The 16,185-nt window shown below is 63.1% G+C and carries 14 protein-coding genes; 11 read left to right on the top strand and 3 right to left on the bottom strand.

From position 1 onward, the window contains the following. The first annotated feature begins 43 nt into the window (after positions 1-43). Positions 44-415: a cell envelope integrity protein TolA gene (locus FJ934_RS09045; RefSeq protein WP_140608886.1), complete on the top strand. Its 372-nt coding sequence runs from the start codon at positions 44-46 to the stop codon at positions 413-415. Positions 416-538: 123 nt separating this feature from the next. On the opposite strand, the gene FJ934_RS09040 is transcribed toward FJ934_RS09045, so the two are convergent. Next, complete coding sequence (locus tag FJ934_RS09040) at positions 539-754, bottom strand: hypothetical protein (RefSeq protein ID WP_140608884.1); 216 nt, start codon at positions 752-754, stop codon at positions 539-541. A 363-nt stretch (positions 755-1,117) separates the two neighbouring features. Between FJ934_RS09040 and FJ934_RS09035 the strand changes: the two genes are divergently transcribed. Further along, positions 1,118-1,354, top strand: a complete 237-nt coding sequence (locus FJ934_RS09035; RefSeq protein ID WP_140608882.1) for a hypothetical protein — start codon at positions 1,118-1,120, stop codon at positions 1,352-1,354. Between the two features lie 151 nt (positions 1,355-1,505). Here FJ934_RS09035 and FJ934_RS09030 read toward each other — a convergent pair whose 3' ends face one another. Then, positions 1,506-1,859 (bottom strand): hypothetical protein, encoded by a 354-nt coding sequence (locus FJ934_RS09030; protein WP_246671467.1) that lies wholly within the window; start codon positions 1,857-1,859, stop codon positions 1,506-1,508. 181 nt (positions 1,860-2,040) lie between these two features. Here FJ934_RS09030 and FJ934_RS09025 point away from each other — a divergent pair, with 181 nt between their 5' ends. The 7 genes from FJ934_RS09025 to phoB all read left to right on the top strand — a co-directional run bounded on the left by FJ934_RS09025 (position 2,041) and on the right by phoB (position 12,016). Continuing rightward, positions 2,041-6,180: a PAS domain-containing protein gene (locus tag FJ934_RS09025; protein ID WP_140608878.1), complete on the top strand. Its 4,140-nt coding sequence runs from the start codon at positions 2,041-2,043 to the stop codon at positions 6,178-6,180. 530 nt (positions 6,181-6,710) lie between these two features. Then, the gene (gene pstS / locus FJ934_RS09020; protein ID WP_140608876.1) at positions 6,711-7,769 is read left to right on the top strand and encodes a phosphate ABC transporter substrate-binding protein PstS; all 1,059 of its coding nucleotides are present in this window, start codon (positions 6,711-6,713) and stop codon (positions 7,767-7,769) included. A 64-nt stretch (positions 7,770-7,833) separates the two neighbouring features. After that, a complete protein-coding gene (pstC, locus tag FJ934_RS09015) occupies positions 7,834-8,823 on the top strand; it encodes a phosphate ABC transporter permease subunit PstC (protein ID WP_140608874.1) in 990 nt (329 codons plus the stop codon). 3 nt (positions 8,824-8,826) lie between these two features. Continuing rightward, positions 8,827-9,678: a phosphate ABC transporter permease PstA gene (gene pstA, locus FJ934_RS09010; RefSeq protein ID WP_140608872.1), complete on the top strand. Its 852-nt coding sequence runs from the start codon at positions 8,827-8,829 to the stop codon at positions 9,676-9,678. Continuing rightward, positions 9,675-10,478: a phosphate ABC transporter ATP-binding protein PstB gene (gene pstB / locus FJ934_RS09005; protein WP_140608870.1), complete on the top strand. Its 804-nt coding sequence runs from the start codon at positions 9,675-9,677 to the stop codon at positions 10,476-10,478. Before pstA ends, pstB begins: the two co-directional genes overlap by 4 nt. 25 nt (positions 10,479-10,503) lie before the next feature. Beyond that, positions 10,504-11,211 (top strand): phosphate signaling complex protein PhoU, encoded by a 708-nt coding sequence (phoU, locus tag FJ934_RS09000; protein WP_140608868.1) that lies wholly within the window; start codon positions 10,504-10,506, stop codon positions 11,209-11,211. Between the two features lie 115 nt (positions 11,212-11,326). After that, positions 11,327-12,016, top strand: a complete 690-nt coding sequence (phoB, locus tag FJ934_RS08995) for a phosphate regulon transcriptional regulator PhoB (protein ID WP_032917568.1) — start codon at positions 11,327-11,329, stop codon at positions 12,014-12,016. Positions 12,017-12,028: 12 nt separating this feature from the next. Here phoB and FJ934_RS08990 read toward each other — a convergent pair whose 3' ends face one another. Continuing rightward, positions 12,029-13,273, bottom strand: coding sequence for an ROK family protein (locus FJ934_RS08990; protein WP_140608866.1), 1,245 nt, complete (start codon positions 13,271-13,273; stop codon positions 12,029-12,031). A 268-nt stretch (positions 13,274-13,541) separates the two neighbouring features. Between FJ934_RS08990 and xylF the strand changes: the two genes are divergently transcribed. Both xylF and FJ934_RS08980 read left to right on the top strand, forming a co-directional pair. Beyond that, positions 13,542-14,582, top strand: a complete 1,041-nt coding sequence (gene xylF, locus FJ934_RS08985) for a D-xylose ABC transporter substrate-binding protein (protein WP_140608864.1) — start codon at positions 13,542-13,544, stop codon at positions 14,580-14,582. Between the two features lie 241 nt (positions 14,583-14,823). Next, positions 14,824-16,179 carry a sugar ABC transporter permease gene (locus tag FJ934_RS08980; protein ID WP_140608862.1) on the top strand — a complete coding sequence of 452 codons (1,356 nt, stop codon included), beginning with the start codon at positions 14,824-14,826 and terminating at the stop codon, positions 16,177-16,179. Positions 16,180-16,185 lie beyond the last annotated feature (6 nt).

Below are 16,185 nucleotides of genomic sequence, written 5' to 3'. Positions count from 1 at the left end.
TCGGGCAAAGAATGTCGGCCTGGGAGCGAGATGAGGGCTTGCAATGAAAAGCATGGCTGCGACGCTGATCATCGCCGGCGGAATGCTGGTTGGCACACTCCTCCCGTCGCATGCCGCAACGCTCAACACTATGGATGATGTCGGGGCAGCGATTCAGGCGTGCTGGACGCCGCCGCCCGATGCCGGGGATTCGACCGTAACCCTGAGCTTCAGTTTCAAGCGCGACGGCACGCTGATCGGTGCGCCGCGTCCGACCGCCGCCAAGGTGGCCGGCGACGACAAGGCGCGGAAGTCGTTCATCGACGCGGCGGTTGCGGCGGTCAAGAATTGCACGCCGCTGAGCTTTTCGCCGACGCTGGCTCAAGGCATAGGCGGCAACGTCTTCACGCTGCAATTCGTCTCGCCGAAGAAATAGCCGTTCTTGCAGAGTTTTCCGGGTTGTCCTGACGCAGATGGGGCCGGGAAAGCTCACATATATATCAACGGTCCGACAACGGCTTCCAGCTCTGCCGGGGTGGCTTTTCGGGCGAGCCCCCGGTCAAAGGCTCAGGCGCCGTACCTTGGCATGCCGTGCCAGGTCCGGTGTCTCGAAGACATAGTCGCTCCACGCCGATTCCGGAATTTGCCCGGCCAGATAGCACTCCAGCAACAGGTTTTGCTCGGGAGTGAGCGGCCTTGGCGCGCGCTCGTGATCCAGCCCCAGGGAATGAAAAAGGTTCCTTGTCAGTTCCGATACCGTGAAGTGGATCGACATCCGCGTTCTCCCTTGCCCCTTCAACGCCGCAACCCGGGCAAGGTTTCAGGAGCAGGCCCCGGTAACGACGGATTGATCGTTCGCCCGGTAAACAGCGCAAATGCACGGCGCGAACTGCCACGGCCGGCTTCTTCAACGCTTGCGCGGACCCTGCCAGTAACTGGACGAAAGGTGCAGCGCCCTATACTCCGGGTATCGCCCAGCGGCAGTCGATCGAGGCCGGCAAGCGGCCGGGTGCGCGTGGTACGGCCCGGCCACTTCCCGGGTAGCGAGGAGCCTGCCGCTTGCCCGATAGAACCGTGATCTGCCTGGAACAGCCGCGTGCTTGCGGCGTTGTGATCGACACCAGCCGGGAGAGACGCCATGGCCACGTTCAGGGAAATGAGGGTTCTGGAGATCGTCGAGGACGGCTCACTGACCAAGGATGAGAAGATCGCTGAACTGCGCAAGATCGAATCCGAGGCACGCGGCCTGCAGCGAGCCGCGTCGGAAAGCCCGATGGGCGAAGATGATGGCTGGCAGGACGATTTGCGCCAGGTTCGGCTTGCGCTCGACAAACTAGGGGCAAAGGAGCCGAAGAAGGGCGCGGCATCGCTATAGGTGCGCTGTTTGCCACAAGGCTCTGGCGAATTGCGGGGGCAGTTCATTGTTTCGCGGAAACGAAGAACGGCTCCATCTCCTGGTTTCAAAGTAATTTTGGTCTCGAGCAATTCCGAGCGGGAAGCCGCTTTGCAGCTTTGCGAGGATTGCCCTAGTCGCAGACCATGCGAACCCTTTCGCCTGGCGCGCTCACATTCCTGCAGGCCAGTTGCCTTTCCGGCTCGGAGGATGGCGGAGACGGCGGCGAAAGCCTCGTCTGGCGCCGTCTCTGCATGGCCGGCTTCACGACCTTGCGTTCGGAAAACTGCCCAGGCTGCTGCGGCGGCACCGGAATGGCGCCATTGTTGACCTGCGGTTGGTAGTCGACATTGGGCGGCGGCCGATCCCAGAAACGCCTGGCGTCGAGGGGTCGCGGGATGATGACCGTGCCGTCATAGCTTCGCGAGCAGCCACTGCCGAAAAGCAGCGTCACGCCCAGCAAAAAAGGCCCTATCCGTCCATACATTAGCAACACCCCTGCGGGCTTATAACGCGGCCTTGGTCCACCAGACAACCGGACGGAATAACGCAGCAGGAACCGCTCGGTTGCTCCGTTAAGGTTAGCGGATCGTTAATGCTTGTCGGGCACATTCCGCCGACGAACCGCGGAGGGAGGGTTCGACCTTGTTTTTCGGGGTGGGGACAGCATGGCGGAAGCGGACGAAGCGATCGGCGGGCGCGGCAAGGGCGGGGCAGGCAAGGCAACAGCGGATGGCGACAGGTCATCGTGCACGCCCGATCTGGATTGCGCCGACGCGCTCCGCCAACTTGTCGAGCTGGGCTCGGACTGGGTCTGGGAAACCGACGACGAGCTGCGCTTTTCCTGGCTTTCGCCAAACTACCAGGCTGCCACCGGTATCGATCCAGCCAATGTGCTTGGCCGGTTCCGCTTCGATTTCCTCAACCAGGTCCTGAAGGGCAAGCGCAGCGCGACAGCGCATCTGGAAGATCTGCAGGCGCACCGGCCATTCCGCGATTTCATCTACGAACTGAAGGGAGGCCGCGACGACTGCCGCTGGGTGCTGACCTCGGGCTTTCCACGGTTCGACGGTGAAGGAAAATTTGCCGGCTATCGCGGCATAGGCCGCAATGTCACCGCGCTGGCCAGCGCCTTCGGAGACAGTGAGCACAAGCAGGGCGAACGATTTTCTTCGGAAAGCCTCGCCAACCTTCGCGCGATGGTCGATTCAATGCCGATCGGCGTGGTCGTCCTCGATGCCGACATGCGTGCCGAGGTGATCAATCGCGCCTTCTATGATTTCTGGAAGATCGATCCCACTCGCGCCGGCATCGGCTCGGCCTTCCGCGATCTGATGGAGGCCAGCCGCGGCATCGATCCCTACGGCGCCGATGAAATTGCCTGGCAACGCCACACCGCCGAGCGCGAAGCCGAAATCAGGGCCGGCGTCGCCGGTTCCAGACGATTGCCCCACAATGACGGGCGCACGCTGGTCGCATCGCTGGCACCGCTGGCCGGCGGCAAGCGGCTCATTTCCTATGTCGACGCCACCGACATGAAGAGTCGTGAAACCGAGCTCGCCGACGCGCTGGAAAAGGCGAGGCTGGCGGAGGCGGTGATCAATGCGGTAGAGAATCCGATTTTCGTCAAGGACGATCATCTGAGGTTCGTCTTCGTCAACGAGGCGTTCGCGGCGCTGTTCGGCCAGACACCGCAAGCCATGCTTGGCAAGCCTGGCAACGATTTCCTGAGCCCGGCCGAGGCTGCGCTCTTTGAACACAGCGAACGGGAAGTCCTGTCGACCGGACAAATCTACGAAGTCGAGGAAAATTTCGAGGACGAAGGTGTTGCCCGCTCGCGCATCGTCCGGAAAAACCGCGTCCGCATGGCAAGCGGCCGCGATTATGTCGCCGGTTTTCTCTTCGACATCTCGGAGATGAAGCGGCGTGAGATCGAGGCGCAGGATGCGCGCAAGCATTTGGCCAGCGTGCTCGAATCGCTACCGGCCGGCGTGATCATCTACGATCGCGATGACAATTTCGTCTTCGCCAACCGCAAGATGAAGGATGCGGTTCCGGAACTGGAGACGGTATGGCAACCCGGCCGCACCTTCCGGGAAGCGTTGGCATCCGGCAATTCCGCCGGCTATTTCCGGCAGAGCGGCGATCCGGAGCTCGACAAACTCTACGACAGCGATCCGCAGCGTTGGGTCGATGGGGTCCTCGCGCGGTGCCGCCTGCCCAGCGCGTCGTTCGAGCGCGTCAATCCCGACGGCAGCTGGCATCAGGTCTACGACATGCGCGCTGATGACGGCACGTTCATCGGCGTGCGCGTCGACATCACAGGCATCAAGAGCCGCGAGGCGGCCCTGCGCGATTCGATGCGACAGATCGATCTCTTCCGGCACGTCATGGACGAGTTGCCGGTGGCAGCCTTCATCAAGGCGCAGGACCTCAGCATCGAATTCGTCAACAAGGCCTGGTGCGCGATTACAGGCCTGGCCAAGGAGGACGTCATTGGCCGGACCGACCATCAGCTGTTCGGCGCCGAGGCGGCGGAAAGCTACGGCCATGATGACACCGATGTCGTGGCGACCGGCAGCGTGCGCGAGGTCGAGGAGCCCGTCACCCATCGCGACGGCACGGTGCGGCAGTTGATGACGCGCAAGAGCCGCCTGGTGGCCATCGACGGATCGGTGCATCTGGTCGGTTCCAGCACCGACATCACCGAGGTCAAGGCACGCGAGCAGGCTCTGGAGGAGAGCATGCGCGAGAACGAGGTGTTTCGCAGCCTGATCGACAATGTGCCGGTGTCGATCTACGCCAAGCGCTCCGATCTCAGGCAGTTCTACGTCAACAAGGGCTGGTGTGATCTCACCGGCTTCAGCAAGGAAGAAGCGATCGGCAAGACCGATGTCGAGATCTTCGGGCCGGATGGCGAAGCCTTCGTGGCCGGCGATCTGGCCGTGCTGCGCACCGGCGAAACCCAGGAGATCGAGGAGACGGTGCGGCTAGCCAACGGCAGCGTCAGGCACCAGTTCGCGCGCAAGGGCGCGATGATCGCCTCCGACGGTTCGCTCTACCTGATCGGTTCGACCACCGATATCACCGAGCTCAAGCAGCGCGAGGCGGAACTCAGCGAGGCGCGCCAGCGCGCCGTCCTCGCCGACCGCGCCAAGTCGGAATTCCTCGCCAATATGAGCCACGAGATCCGCACGCCGATGAACGGTGTGCTGGGCATGGCCGAACTCCTTGCCAAATCCAATCTCGATGCGAAGCAGAAGACGTTCACCGACATCATCGTCAAATCGGGCAACGCGCTTCTGACGATCATCAACGACATCCTGGATTTCTCCAAGATCGATGCCGGCCAGCTGGTGCTGGACCCGGCGCCCTTCAACCTTGCCGAGGCGATCGAGGACGTGGCGACGCTGGTGTCGACACGCGCCAAGGAAAAGGATCTCGAGCTCATCGTGCGCATCGAGCCGGGGCTCGAAAGCCTGTTCATCGGCGATGTCGGCCGCATCAGGCAGATCGTCACCAACCTGCTCGGCAATGCAGTGAAATTCACCGACGAAGGCCATGTGCTGGTCGATGTGACCGGCGAGAGGATCCCGACCGGAACCCGGTTGACGATCTCCGTCACCGACACAGGCATCGGTATCCCCGAGGACAAGCTGAAGCAGGTGTTCGAAAAATTCAGCCAGGTCGACACGTCCTCGACAAGGCGGCACGAAGGCACCGGGCTCGGCCTTGCCATCACCTCGCGGCTGGTCGAGCTGATGGGCGGCACAATCGGTGTCGAGAGCGCCGAGGGCAAGGGCTCGACTTTCTGGTTCACGGTAACGCTGCCCAGGGCCGAACAACAGCATGGGCGGCGCATCATGCCGGTGGACGTCACGGGCGCGCGCGTGCTGATCGTCGACGACAATGCCGTCAACCGCACCATCCTGACCGAGCAGATGACGTCATGGACGTTCGATTCCTGCGCGGCCGAAAGCGGCGCCGAGGGGCTGAAGGTGCTGATCGCCGCGGCCGCCTATGGCGTGCCCGTCGATTGTGTCGTGCTCGACTACCAGATGCCCGGGATGAGCGGCGCCGAAATGGCCCGCATCGTGCGCAACACCGAAGGCCTCGCCGACACGCCGATCATCATGCTGACCTCGGTCGACCAGTCGCTCGCCAACACCAGCTACCGCGATCTCGGAATAGACGCCCAGTTGATCAAGCCGGCGCGCTCCTCGGCGCTTCTGGAAACGCTGGTCGGGACCATCCAGCGCCATCGCCATGCGACGAACGGCAACGCCCAGCCGCCGGCAGGCGAAGGCCTCGGCGCTTCCCAATGGCCGCTGGCGCCGTCCGAACAACGCGCGCAATTGCAGCCGCCGCCGGTTCGTCCGAGGCCTCCCGTCACTGGCGGTGGCGGGCATCGGCTGGACATTCTCGTGGCCGAGGACAATGAGGTGAACCAGATGGTCTTCACTCAAATTCTCGGCGAGACCAGCTATGGTTTCGAGATTGTCGGCAATGGCCGCAAGGCGCTCGACGCCTTCGGCAGGCTCAATCCGTGCATGATCCTGATGGACGTCTCGATGCCGGAGATGAGCGGGCTGGAGGCAACCGCCGCGATCCGTCGGCTGGAACAGGAAACCGGCACGCATGTGCCGATCGTGGGCGTCACCGCGCACGCGCTCAAGGGCGATCGCGAACGATGCCTGGAGGCGGGCATGGACGATTATCTGCCCAAGCCGATCAGCCCGAGGGCCCTGCTGGAGAAAGTCGAGCGCTGGATCGGCGCCGGCCAACAGGTCCAGCGCAACGCGGGATAGCACCGCGTCGGCCGGTTCCAGCAATCCGAAGAGGCGGGCCGGAGGGAATCAGTCGGGATTTGCTGCTACCCCTGCGTGCAAAGACTATGGTGCGATCGCACCATATCAAAGGCGGTGCTTAGCCGGGACAATGGCAACATCGAATTCCGCTCTTCTCAGTTACGGGCGGGAGCAGCGACCGCCGGCAAGAAACAGCGTCACTCTACCCCAACGGACCTGTTTTCGGCGATGGCCCGGCCACGACACGCTCTGGCCTCGAGCAACGCGCTCCCGTCCGGATTTTCTTCATCCGAGCCGGCCCGGCGAATCCAACGCCGGCTTCGAGCCAGCAATGGCTCAAGCCACTGATTCCCGGGGCAAACCCGGACCGGGCCGCAACCATCCGAAGCTACCGCCTTTCCCCGCGCCGGCGACGCGTTACCCGGTTGACACGAAACTGTCATGCGACTGTTATAATCGAAGGCTATTGGCCTCAGCGGGCGCCGGCAAAAGGGCGCCGAGAGACCATCTTCCGAACAGGAGCAGGCCACATGAGACATTTCATCCGCTCGGCGGCCGTTGCGATTGCAATGGCTGCGGCGTCCACCTTCACCATGTCCGCAGCGTTTGCGGCTGATATCTCCGGCGCTGGCGCCACTTTCCCCTACCCGATCTACGCGAAGTGGGCCGACGCCTACAAGAAAGAGACCGGCATCGGCCTCAACTACCAGTCGATCGGTTCCGGCGGCGGCGTCAAGCAGATCAAGGCCAAGACCGTTACTTTCGGCGCTTCCGACGCGCCGCTGAAGGGTGAAGACCTCAACTCCACCGGTCTCGCCCAGTTCCCGATGGTGATGGGTGGCATCGTGCCCGTCGTCAATCTCAAAGGCATCAAGCCGGGCGAACTCGTTCTCGACGGCACGACGCTGGCCGATATTTTCCTCGGCAAGATCACCAACTGGAACGACGAGGCGATCAAGAAGCTCAACCCCAAGGCCAAGCTGCCAGACCAGGCGATTGCCGTTGTCCACCGTTCGGACGGCTCGGGCACCACGTTCAACTTCAGCTACTATCTCGCCGACGTGAACGCCGACTGGAAGTCGAAGGTTGGCGTCAACAGCGCGCTCGAGTGGCCGGTGGGTATCGGCGCCAAGGGTAATGAAGGCGTTGCCAACAACGTGTCGCAGACCGGCGGCGCCATCGGCTATGTCGAATACGCATATGCCAAGCAGAACAAGCTGACTTACACCGACATGATCAACAAGGACGGCAAGAAGATCGAGCCGACCGCGAAGGCGTTCTCGGCCGCGGCGGCCAATGCCGACTGGAACTCACAGCCGGGTTATGGCGTCATTCTCGCCAACCAGCCGGGCGCCGAGTCCTGGCCGATGACGTCCGCGACCTGGATCCTGCTGTACAAGAAGCCCGATGACGCCGCGGCGACCAGCGAAGCGCTCAAGTTCTTTGCCTGGTCCTATGCGAAGGGCGACAAGATGGCGGGTGAACTGGACTACGTTCCGATGCCGGACAAGGTCGTCAAGAGCGTCGAGGAAATGTGGAGCAAGGACATCGTCGGCAGCGACGGCAAGTCGCTCTACGCCGCCAAGTAACTCTCTTTGTCGAAGGGAGGACGCCTTTGGCGTCCTCCCATTTCTTTCGAATACGAGGGGCTAGATGACCACCGTTTCAGAAGCTACGCCGTTATCGAGCGTCATGCGGTCCAGGGATGCGACAGTGCGGCGCTTCGCCTTCACGGACATGGTGTTTCGGGAGGCTACACGCTCTTCTGCCGTTCTCGTCCTGCTCATCCTCAGCGGCGTCGCCATCTCGTTGTTTGCCGGCTCATGGGAAGCCCTGTCTAAGTTCGGCTTTTCCTTCCTGACGACCGAGGCATGGAACCCGGTCACCGAGAATTTCGGCGCCCTGTCGCCGATCTACGGCACCATCGTCACGTCAGCCATCGCAATTCTGATCGCCGTTCCCATCGGCATCGGCATCGCCGTCTTTCTCACCGAACTTTGCCCGCGACCGCTGCGGCGCCCGATCGGCATCGCCGTCGAGCTTCTGGCCGGCATCCCTTCGATCATCTACGGCATCTGGGGCTTGTTCGTGTTCGCACCATTCCTGCAGACGACGATACAGCCTTTCATCATCGACATCTTTCACAACGTGCCCGGGCTCTCCAGCCTGTTCGCCGGCCCGCCCTACGGCATCGGCCTGCTGACGTCATCGCTGATCCTGGCCATCATGGTGCTGCCGTTCATCACCTCGATCACCAAGGACGTGTTCGACACAGTGCCGGCGGTGCTGAAGGAATCGGCCTACGGCATCGGCTGCACAACCTGGGAAGTCACGCGGCGCGTGGTCATTCCCTACACCCGTGTCGGCATTATGGGCGGCGTTATGCTCGGCCTCGGCCGCGCGCTCGGCGAAACCATGGCGGTGACCTTCGTCATCGGCAACGCGCATCGTATCAGCGCCTCGCTGTTCGCGCCGGCAACGACGATCTCCGCGACGATCGCCAACGAATTCACCGAAGCCGACGGCCAACTCTACACCTCTTCACTGGTGGCGCTCGGCCTGATCCTCTTCGTCATCACCTTCATTATCCTTGCCATCGCACGCTATATGCTGATGCGCATCGACGCCCGCACGGGAGCCTGACCGATGTCGACGTCCCTGGCACTCCACAACAGACGCAAGAGAAGGAACGGCGTGATGATGGCGCTCTGCGTCGTCGCCGCCGGCATCGGCCTTGCCTGGCTGGCGCTGATCCTCGGCGCCCTGGTCTACAAGGGCCTGTCCGGCGTTTCGCTGGCGGTCTTCACCGAGATGACGCCACCGCCCGGCGATGCCGGCGGCCTGCTCAACGCCATCTATGGCAGCATCGTGATGACCGTCATCGGCGTCATCGTCGGCACGCCGATCGGTGTGCTGGCCGGTACTTACATGGCCGAATACGGACGCTTCTCGAAGCTGACCACGGTGGTGCGTTTCATCAACGACATCCTTCTGTCGGCGCCGTCGATCGTTATCGGCCTGTTCGTCTATGAGTTGCTGGTGCGGCCGATGGGGCACTTCTCCGCCATCGCCGGCGCCGTCGCGCTGGCCATCCTGGTCATCCCGGTGGTGGTGCGCACCACAGAGGACATGCTCAACCTGGTGCCGAACGCCTTGCGCGAGGCCGGCGCCGCGATCGGCGCACCGCGCTGGGTGGTCATCCGCTCTGTCGCCTATCGTGCCGCGCTTTCCGGCATCGTCACCGGCATATTGCTGGCCATCGCCCGCATCTCCGGCGAGACGGCGCCGCTGCTCTTCACCGCGCTCAACAACCAGTTCTGGTCAAGCAATCTCAACGCGCCGATGGCCAGCCTGCCTGTCACCATCTTCCAGTTCGCTCTCAGCCCTTACGAGGAATGGCAGCAGCTGGCGTGGACCGGCGCACTCATAATCACCTTAACGGTTCTCGGGCTGAGCATCTTCGCCCGCAGCCTTACCGGACGCAGAGAGGACAGATGAAACCGATGTTGTCCACCGATTTGAACGTGGCCGAGGCTGCCGTGGAAAAGGCCAAGATCGAGGTCAAGGACCTCAATTTCTACTATGGCCAGTCGAAGGCGCTGAAGGACATCAGCCTGTCGCTGCCCGAGCGCAGTGTCACCGCCTTCATCGGTCCTTCGGGCTGCGGGAAGTCGACGCTGCTGCGCGTCTTCAACCGCATCTACGAGCTCTACCCGAGGCAGAGCGCCGAGGGTCAGGTGCTGCTTGACGGCCGGAACATTCTCGACCGCTCGCAGGACCTCAACCTGCTGCGCACCAAGATCGGCATGGTGTTCCAGAAGCCGACGCCGTTTCCGATGTCGATCTATGAAAACATCGCGTTCGGCGTCAGGCTCTATGAGAAGATCAGCAAGGCCGAGATGGACGGCCGTGTCGAGCAGGCGCTGAAGCGCGCGGCTCTGTGGACCGAGGTCAAGGACAAGCTCAACGCCAGCGGGCTCAGCCTTTCGGGCGGCCAGCAGCAGCGTCTTTGCATCGCCCGTACCGTGGCGGTGAAGCCGGAGGTCATCCTGCTCGACGAGCCGGCCTCGGCGCTCGACCCGCTGTCGACCGCCAAGATCGAGGAGCTGATCGACGAGCTGCAGGCCGACTACACGATCGTCATCGTCACCCACAACATGCAGCAGGCGGCGCGCGTGTCGCGCCAGACGGCTTTCATGTATCTGGGCGAGCTGGTCGAGTTCGACCGTACCGAGAAGATCTTCACATCGCCCCGCGAGAAGCGCACGCAGGACTATATCACCGGCCGCTTCGGCTGATCTCACGCATACGAGGACCAGGATCATGGCCGAACACACAGTCGCTTCTTTCGACGAGGATCTCGGACAGATCAGCAGGCTGATCAGCGACATGGGCGATCTCGCCAGCTCGATGGTCGGCGGCGCCACCAAGGCGCTGCTGAACTCCGACAACGCGCTGGCACAGCGCGTTGTCTCCGACGACGTCATCATGGACGCGCGCCAGCGCGAACTCGACGACCGCGCCATCACGCTGATCGCCAAGCGCCAGCCGATGGCCGACGATCTGCGGCATGTCGTCGGGTCGATCCGCATGGCCGGTGACCTCGAACGCATTGGCGACCTTGCCAAGAACATCGCCAAGCGCGTCGGTACGGTCGGCCTGTCCACCACGCCGCGCGACCTGTCGCATTCCATCGACGCCATGGCGCAGCTGGTGCTGATCCAGGTGCAGGGCGTGATCGAGGAGTATGCGGCGCACGATGCCGAGGCCCTTGCCAAGCTGCGCGCCGATGACGAACGTATCGACGTCAAATACACCTCCGTGTTCCGCGAACTTCTCACCTACATGATGGAGGATCCGCGCAACATCACGGCTTGCACGCATCTGTTGTTCTGCGCCAAGAATCTCGAGCGCATCGGCGACCATGTGACCAACATCGCCGAGAATGCCTACTATGTGCTGACCGGTACGCAGCTGCCCGCGAATCGTCCGAAGCAGGACGAAACGGCGATGTCGGCGCCGGCGGCTTGATCGTCAGAGCGGTTCACCGTTTTACGGAAAACCGCTCTCTCTCTTGTTTCCATGCAATTCCGGACGGAAAACCGCTTCACACTTTTCCTGGAATTGCCTTAGAGGTGACCAGTCGATGATCGCGCCACGCATCATGGTGGTGGAGGATGAGGAGCCACTCGGCGTGCTCCTCCGCTACAATCTGGAATCGGAAGGCTACCAGGTCGAGGTGGTCCCGCGCGGCGACGAGGCGGAGATTCGCCTGCAGGAGAACGTCCCCGACCTCCTGGTGCTCGACTGGATGGTGCCGGCGGTGTCCGGGATCGAACTCTGTCGCCGGCTAAGGATGCGGCCCGAGACCGAGCGGCTGCCGATCATCATGCTGACGGCGCGCGGCGAGGAAAGCGACCGCGTGCGCGGCCTTTCGACCGGCGCCGACGATTATCTGGTCAAGCCGTTCTCGACACCGGAATTCATGGCCAGGGTCAAGGCGCTGCTGCGCCGCGCCAAGCCGGAAGTGCTGTCCAGCGTGCTCAAGGTGGGCGACATCGTGCTCGACCGCGAATCACATCGCGTCTACCGCAAGAAGAGCGAGATCCGGCTCGGGCCGACCGAATTCCGCCTGCTCGAATTCATGATGCGTCATCCCGGCCGGGTGTTTTCGCGCAGCCAGCTGCTCGACAATGTTTGGGGGGAGACGATCTATATCGACGAGCGCACGGTGGATGTGCATGTCGGCCGGTTGCGCAAGGCGGTCAATAACGGCCGCATGCCCGACGTCATCCGCACCATTCGTGGTGCGGGGTATGCAATCCGCGAGGATTGAGCGCGACTTTATTCAGGCCACGTTCTTCCCGGAGCCGGCTTTCGCCTGCATGCCCGGCGCGAAAATCTCCTGGTCGACGAAGGTCAGCGCCCGCATGGCGCAGCCCTCGCGGATCAGCGGCAACTCGTTGGGCTCGGTGTCGAAGGAAATCGATTTCGAGTGCTGGCCGCCGGCGGTCTGGGCGATGGCCTCGCGCAATGCCGGCTCGATCAGGTCGAAGGCGGCGGCGCTGACGCCGACCATGGCGACGGGGGCGGGATCGATCAGCGCGAACAGGCTGCCGAGGCCGTAGCCCAGCGCCTCGCCGGCCCTGCGGTAGGCCTCCCGCTCGGGCCCGTCCGTTTGCCGCGCCGTCGCCGCCAGCGCCCGCATCTGCGCGTCGCTGACATCGGCGACCGGCTCGGTGTCCTCGCTGAGCTGCCTGGCGTTGCGCCAGATGGCGTAATTGCCGGCATAGGCTTCGACGCAGCCGCGCCGCCCGCAGCGGCAGAGCGCGCCGCCTGGCCGATGGATCATATGGCCGAATTCGCCGCCCGAGGAATGGGTGCCGGTGAAGAGCTCGCCCTTCAGCACCAGGCCCATGCCGATACCGTGCGAAAGGAGAATGGCGATGAAGTCGTCGCGGTAGCGCTCCGGATCGCGCCAGCGCAGCGCCACCGCCATCATGTTGCAGTCATTCTCCACGGTGGCGGGGATGCCGAACTCGGCTTCGAGTATGTCGGCGAAGGCGATGTCGGTCTGCGGCGTGATGGGCGACCACAGCATTGCCCGGGCATCGGTGTCGGTGATGCCCTGGATCGCCAGCGCGATGCGGGCGACGCTGCGCACGTCGAGGTCGGGATCCTCCAGGCGCCGCCGCACGATGGCGACGCATTCGCCGATCAGTGCATCGCGCGACATGGTCAGCGTATCCAGCCGGCGCTGTTCCTCTGATATGACCTGGCCGGCATAGTCGATGACGGCGACGGACAGGAAATTCAGCGACAGCACCACGGTCATCACCGTTGCGGCTTCCGGATTGAGGCCAAGCCCGACCTGCGGCCTGCCGCGTTTGAGCGCGCCGGCCTCGCTCGGCTTGCCTTCGGCCAGGGTACCTTCGCCGATCAGATCAGAGGAAATCGCCGATATGGTGGAGTGGCTGAGGCCGGTGGTCGCGGCGATTTCGGTGCGCGAGGGCTGGCCGGCCCGGCGCACGGCCGCAATCACCATTGCGCGGTTGCGCCGGCGCAGATCGTCGTGGCGGATTCCGACCGACATGCCTTTCCAATATCCTCCCGGTCGCCGCGGCTCGTCGTGCCCCTCGAACACTGCGGCAACAGATCAAATACTGGCAGAAGCGGCCGGCGATGTCATTTATTTATTGCGGGGCTCGAAAAAAGTTCTCGGCCCTCAAAATCCATCAGAATCATTGTTGACAGCCTTCCGGCGATGCATCACTATTTTTTTTGAGGCTCGAAAAAATAGAGCCTTTGTGCCGGCCTTCGGGTCAGTTTGGTCGCGCCATACGCGGCGCAGGGAGGATATCATGAAGAGATTCGCAGTCGCCATCCTGGCGGGTGTCGCCATGTCACTGACGCTCGCGTCGGTCGCGCAGGCGAAGGGCAAGGTCATCGGCGTTTCTTGGTCCAACTTCCAGGAAGAGCGCTGGAAGACCGACGAGGCCGCCATGAAGAAGGCGATCGAGGCCGCAGGCGACAAGTACATCTCCGCCGACGCACAGTCCAATCCGGGCAAGCAGCTCACCGATGTCGAGAGCCTGATCTCGCAGGGCGCCAATTCGCTGATCATCCTGGCGCAGGATGCCTCGGCCATCGGCCCGGCCGTCCAGAAGGCGCTGGATGAAGGCATTCCGGTCGTCGGCTATGACCGCCTGATCGAGAACAAGGACGTCTTCTACCTGACCTTCGACAACAAGGAAGTCGGCCGGATGCAGGCCCGCGCGGTGTTCAAGGTCAAGCCGGAAGGCAACTATGTCTTCATCAAGGGCTCGGGTGCCGATCCGAATGCCGACTTCCTGTTCTCGGGCTCGATGGAAGTGCTCAAGCCGGCCATCGATAGCGGCAAGATCAAGAATGTCGGCGAGGCCTATACGGACGGCTGGCTGCCCGCCAACGCCCAGCAGAACATGGAGCAGTTCCTGACCGCCAACGACAACAAGGTCGACGCCGTGGTCGCCGCCAATGACGGCACCGCCGGCGGCGTCGTCGCGGCACTCACGGCGCAAGGCCTTGCTGGCACCGTGCCGGTGTCGGGCCAGGACGGCGACCATGCCGCGCTGAACCGCATCGCGCTCGGCACCCAGACCGTGTCGGTGTGGAAGGACGCGCGCGAGCTCGGCAGGAACGCCGCCGAGATCGCCTCGCAACTGGCGGACGGCAAGAAGATGACCGACATTGCCGGCGTGAAGGACTTCACGACGCCTGGCGGTAACACTGTCAAGTCGCTGTTCCTGACCCCGGTCGCCATCACCAAGGACAATCTCAACGTCGTCATCGATGCCGGTTGGATCAAGAAGGACGAAGTCTGCGCGGGCGTCGCCGCCGGCACCGTCGCGGCCTGTAACTAAGCTGGCCTGTTTCTCTCAGATATAGACGCCGCGGCCCTGGAACGGTTCAGTGTTTCTTGAATCGCTGAACCGTTCCAGCCCATTGTTTCCCACAATTCCGGACGGAAAACCGCTACGCACTTTTCCTGGAATTGCTTTAAGGCGGCGTTTTCTCAAAAAGATTTGTGTTTCCGCATCAGGCGGATAGCTTCTAGGCTGGGCTCCGGCGTCCGCGCCAGACGGCGGCCAGTGGGAGGAAATCATGACCGACACGACGTCCAACCCGCCGCAGGTCGATACCGCACGCGCATCGGAACTCGGCGCGGTCGCCCGCTTCCTGAAGGCAACCGAGATCGACACCCGCATGCTCGGCATGATCGGCGCCCTGTTGCTGATCTGGGTGGGGCTGCACGTGATTTCGAGCCTGCGTCTGGGCGTCAATCCGCTCGATTTCGACAGCCGCACCTTCCTCACGCCGCGCAATCTATGGAACCTCTCCGTACAAAGCTCCGCGGTCGCCATCATGGCCTGCGGCATGGTGCTGGTCATCGTTATGCGCAACATCGACCTGTCCGTCGGCTCGGCCGAGGGCCTGATCGGCATGGTCATGGGTTTTGCCCAGGTGCATTTCCTAGTTCGGTTCGTCGGGCTTGAACTCGGCAATCCATGGATCTGGGTGCTAGCGCTGGTCATCGGCCTGGTGCTGGGCCTGCTGATCGGCGCCTTCCAGGGCTTTATCATCGCCTATCTCGAAGTGCCTGCCTTCATCGTCACGCTGGGCGGCCTGCTGGTCTGGCGCGGCGCTGCCTGGTGGGTCACCAGCGGCCAGACCGTGGCGCCGCTCGACGCCACCTTCCAGCTGATGGGAGGCGGGCCGGCCGGATCGATCGGCGCCACCTGGAGCTGGATCGTCGGCATCGTCGCCTGCCTCGCCGTGGTGTTTGCGCTTTTCAACGGGCGGGTGCAACGCAAGCGCTTCCGTTTCCCGCTGCGCCCGATCTGGGCCGAGACGCTGCTTGGCGCCGTCACCTGCGCCGCCATCATGGGCGCGGTATGGCTGGCCAACTCCTATCCGTGGCCGATCGGCATTGTGAACAGATACGCCGCCGCCAACAACATCACCGTGCCCGAGGGCGGCCTGTTCATCGCTCACGGCATCGCCATTCCGGTGCTGATGGCGGTTGCGGTCGGGCTGATCATGACCTTCATCACCAACCGCACCCGTTTCGGCCGCTATGTCTTTGCCATCGGCGGCAATCCGGAGGCCGCCAATCTCGCCGGCATCAACACGCGCTGGATCACCATGAAGGTGTTCATGATCATGGGCGTGCTGGCCACGTTCGCCGCCGCGATCTCGTCGGCCCGGCAGAACTCGTCCACCAATGTGCTTGGAACATTGGACGAGCTGCTCGTCATCGCCGCGGCCGTCATCGGCGGCACGTCGCTTGCGGGCGGTTCGGGAACGATCATCGGCGCCATGCTCGGCGCGCTGCTGATGCAGTCGTTGCAATCCGGCATGGTGCTGCTCGGTGTCGACTCGCCGCTGCAAAGCATCGTCGTCGGCGCCGTGCTGGTCATCGCCGTCTGGCTCGACACCGTCTATCGCAAGCGGGTTTAGAGGATA

Source organism: Mesorhizobium sp. B2-4-12 (assembly GCF_006441575.1).
Lineage (GTDB): Bacteria > Pseudomonadota > Alphaproteobacteria > Rhizobiales > Rhizobiaceae > Mesorhizobium.
The sequence above is the reverse complement of the archived record's forward strand: the minus strand, read 5'-3'. Positions and strand labels throughout refer to the sequence as shown.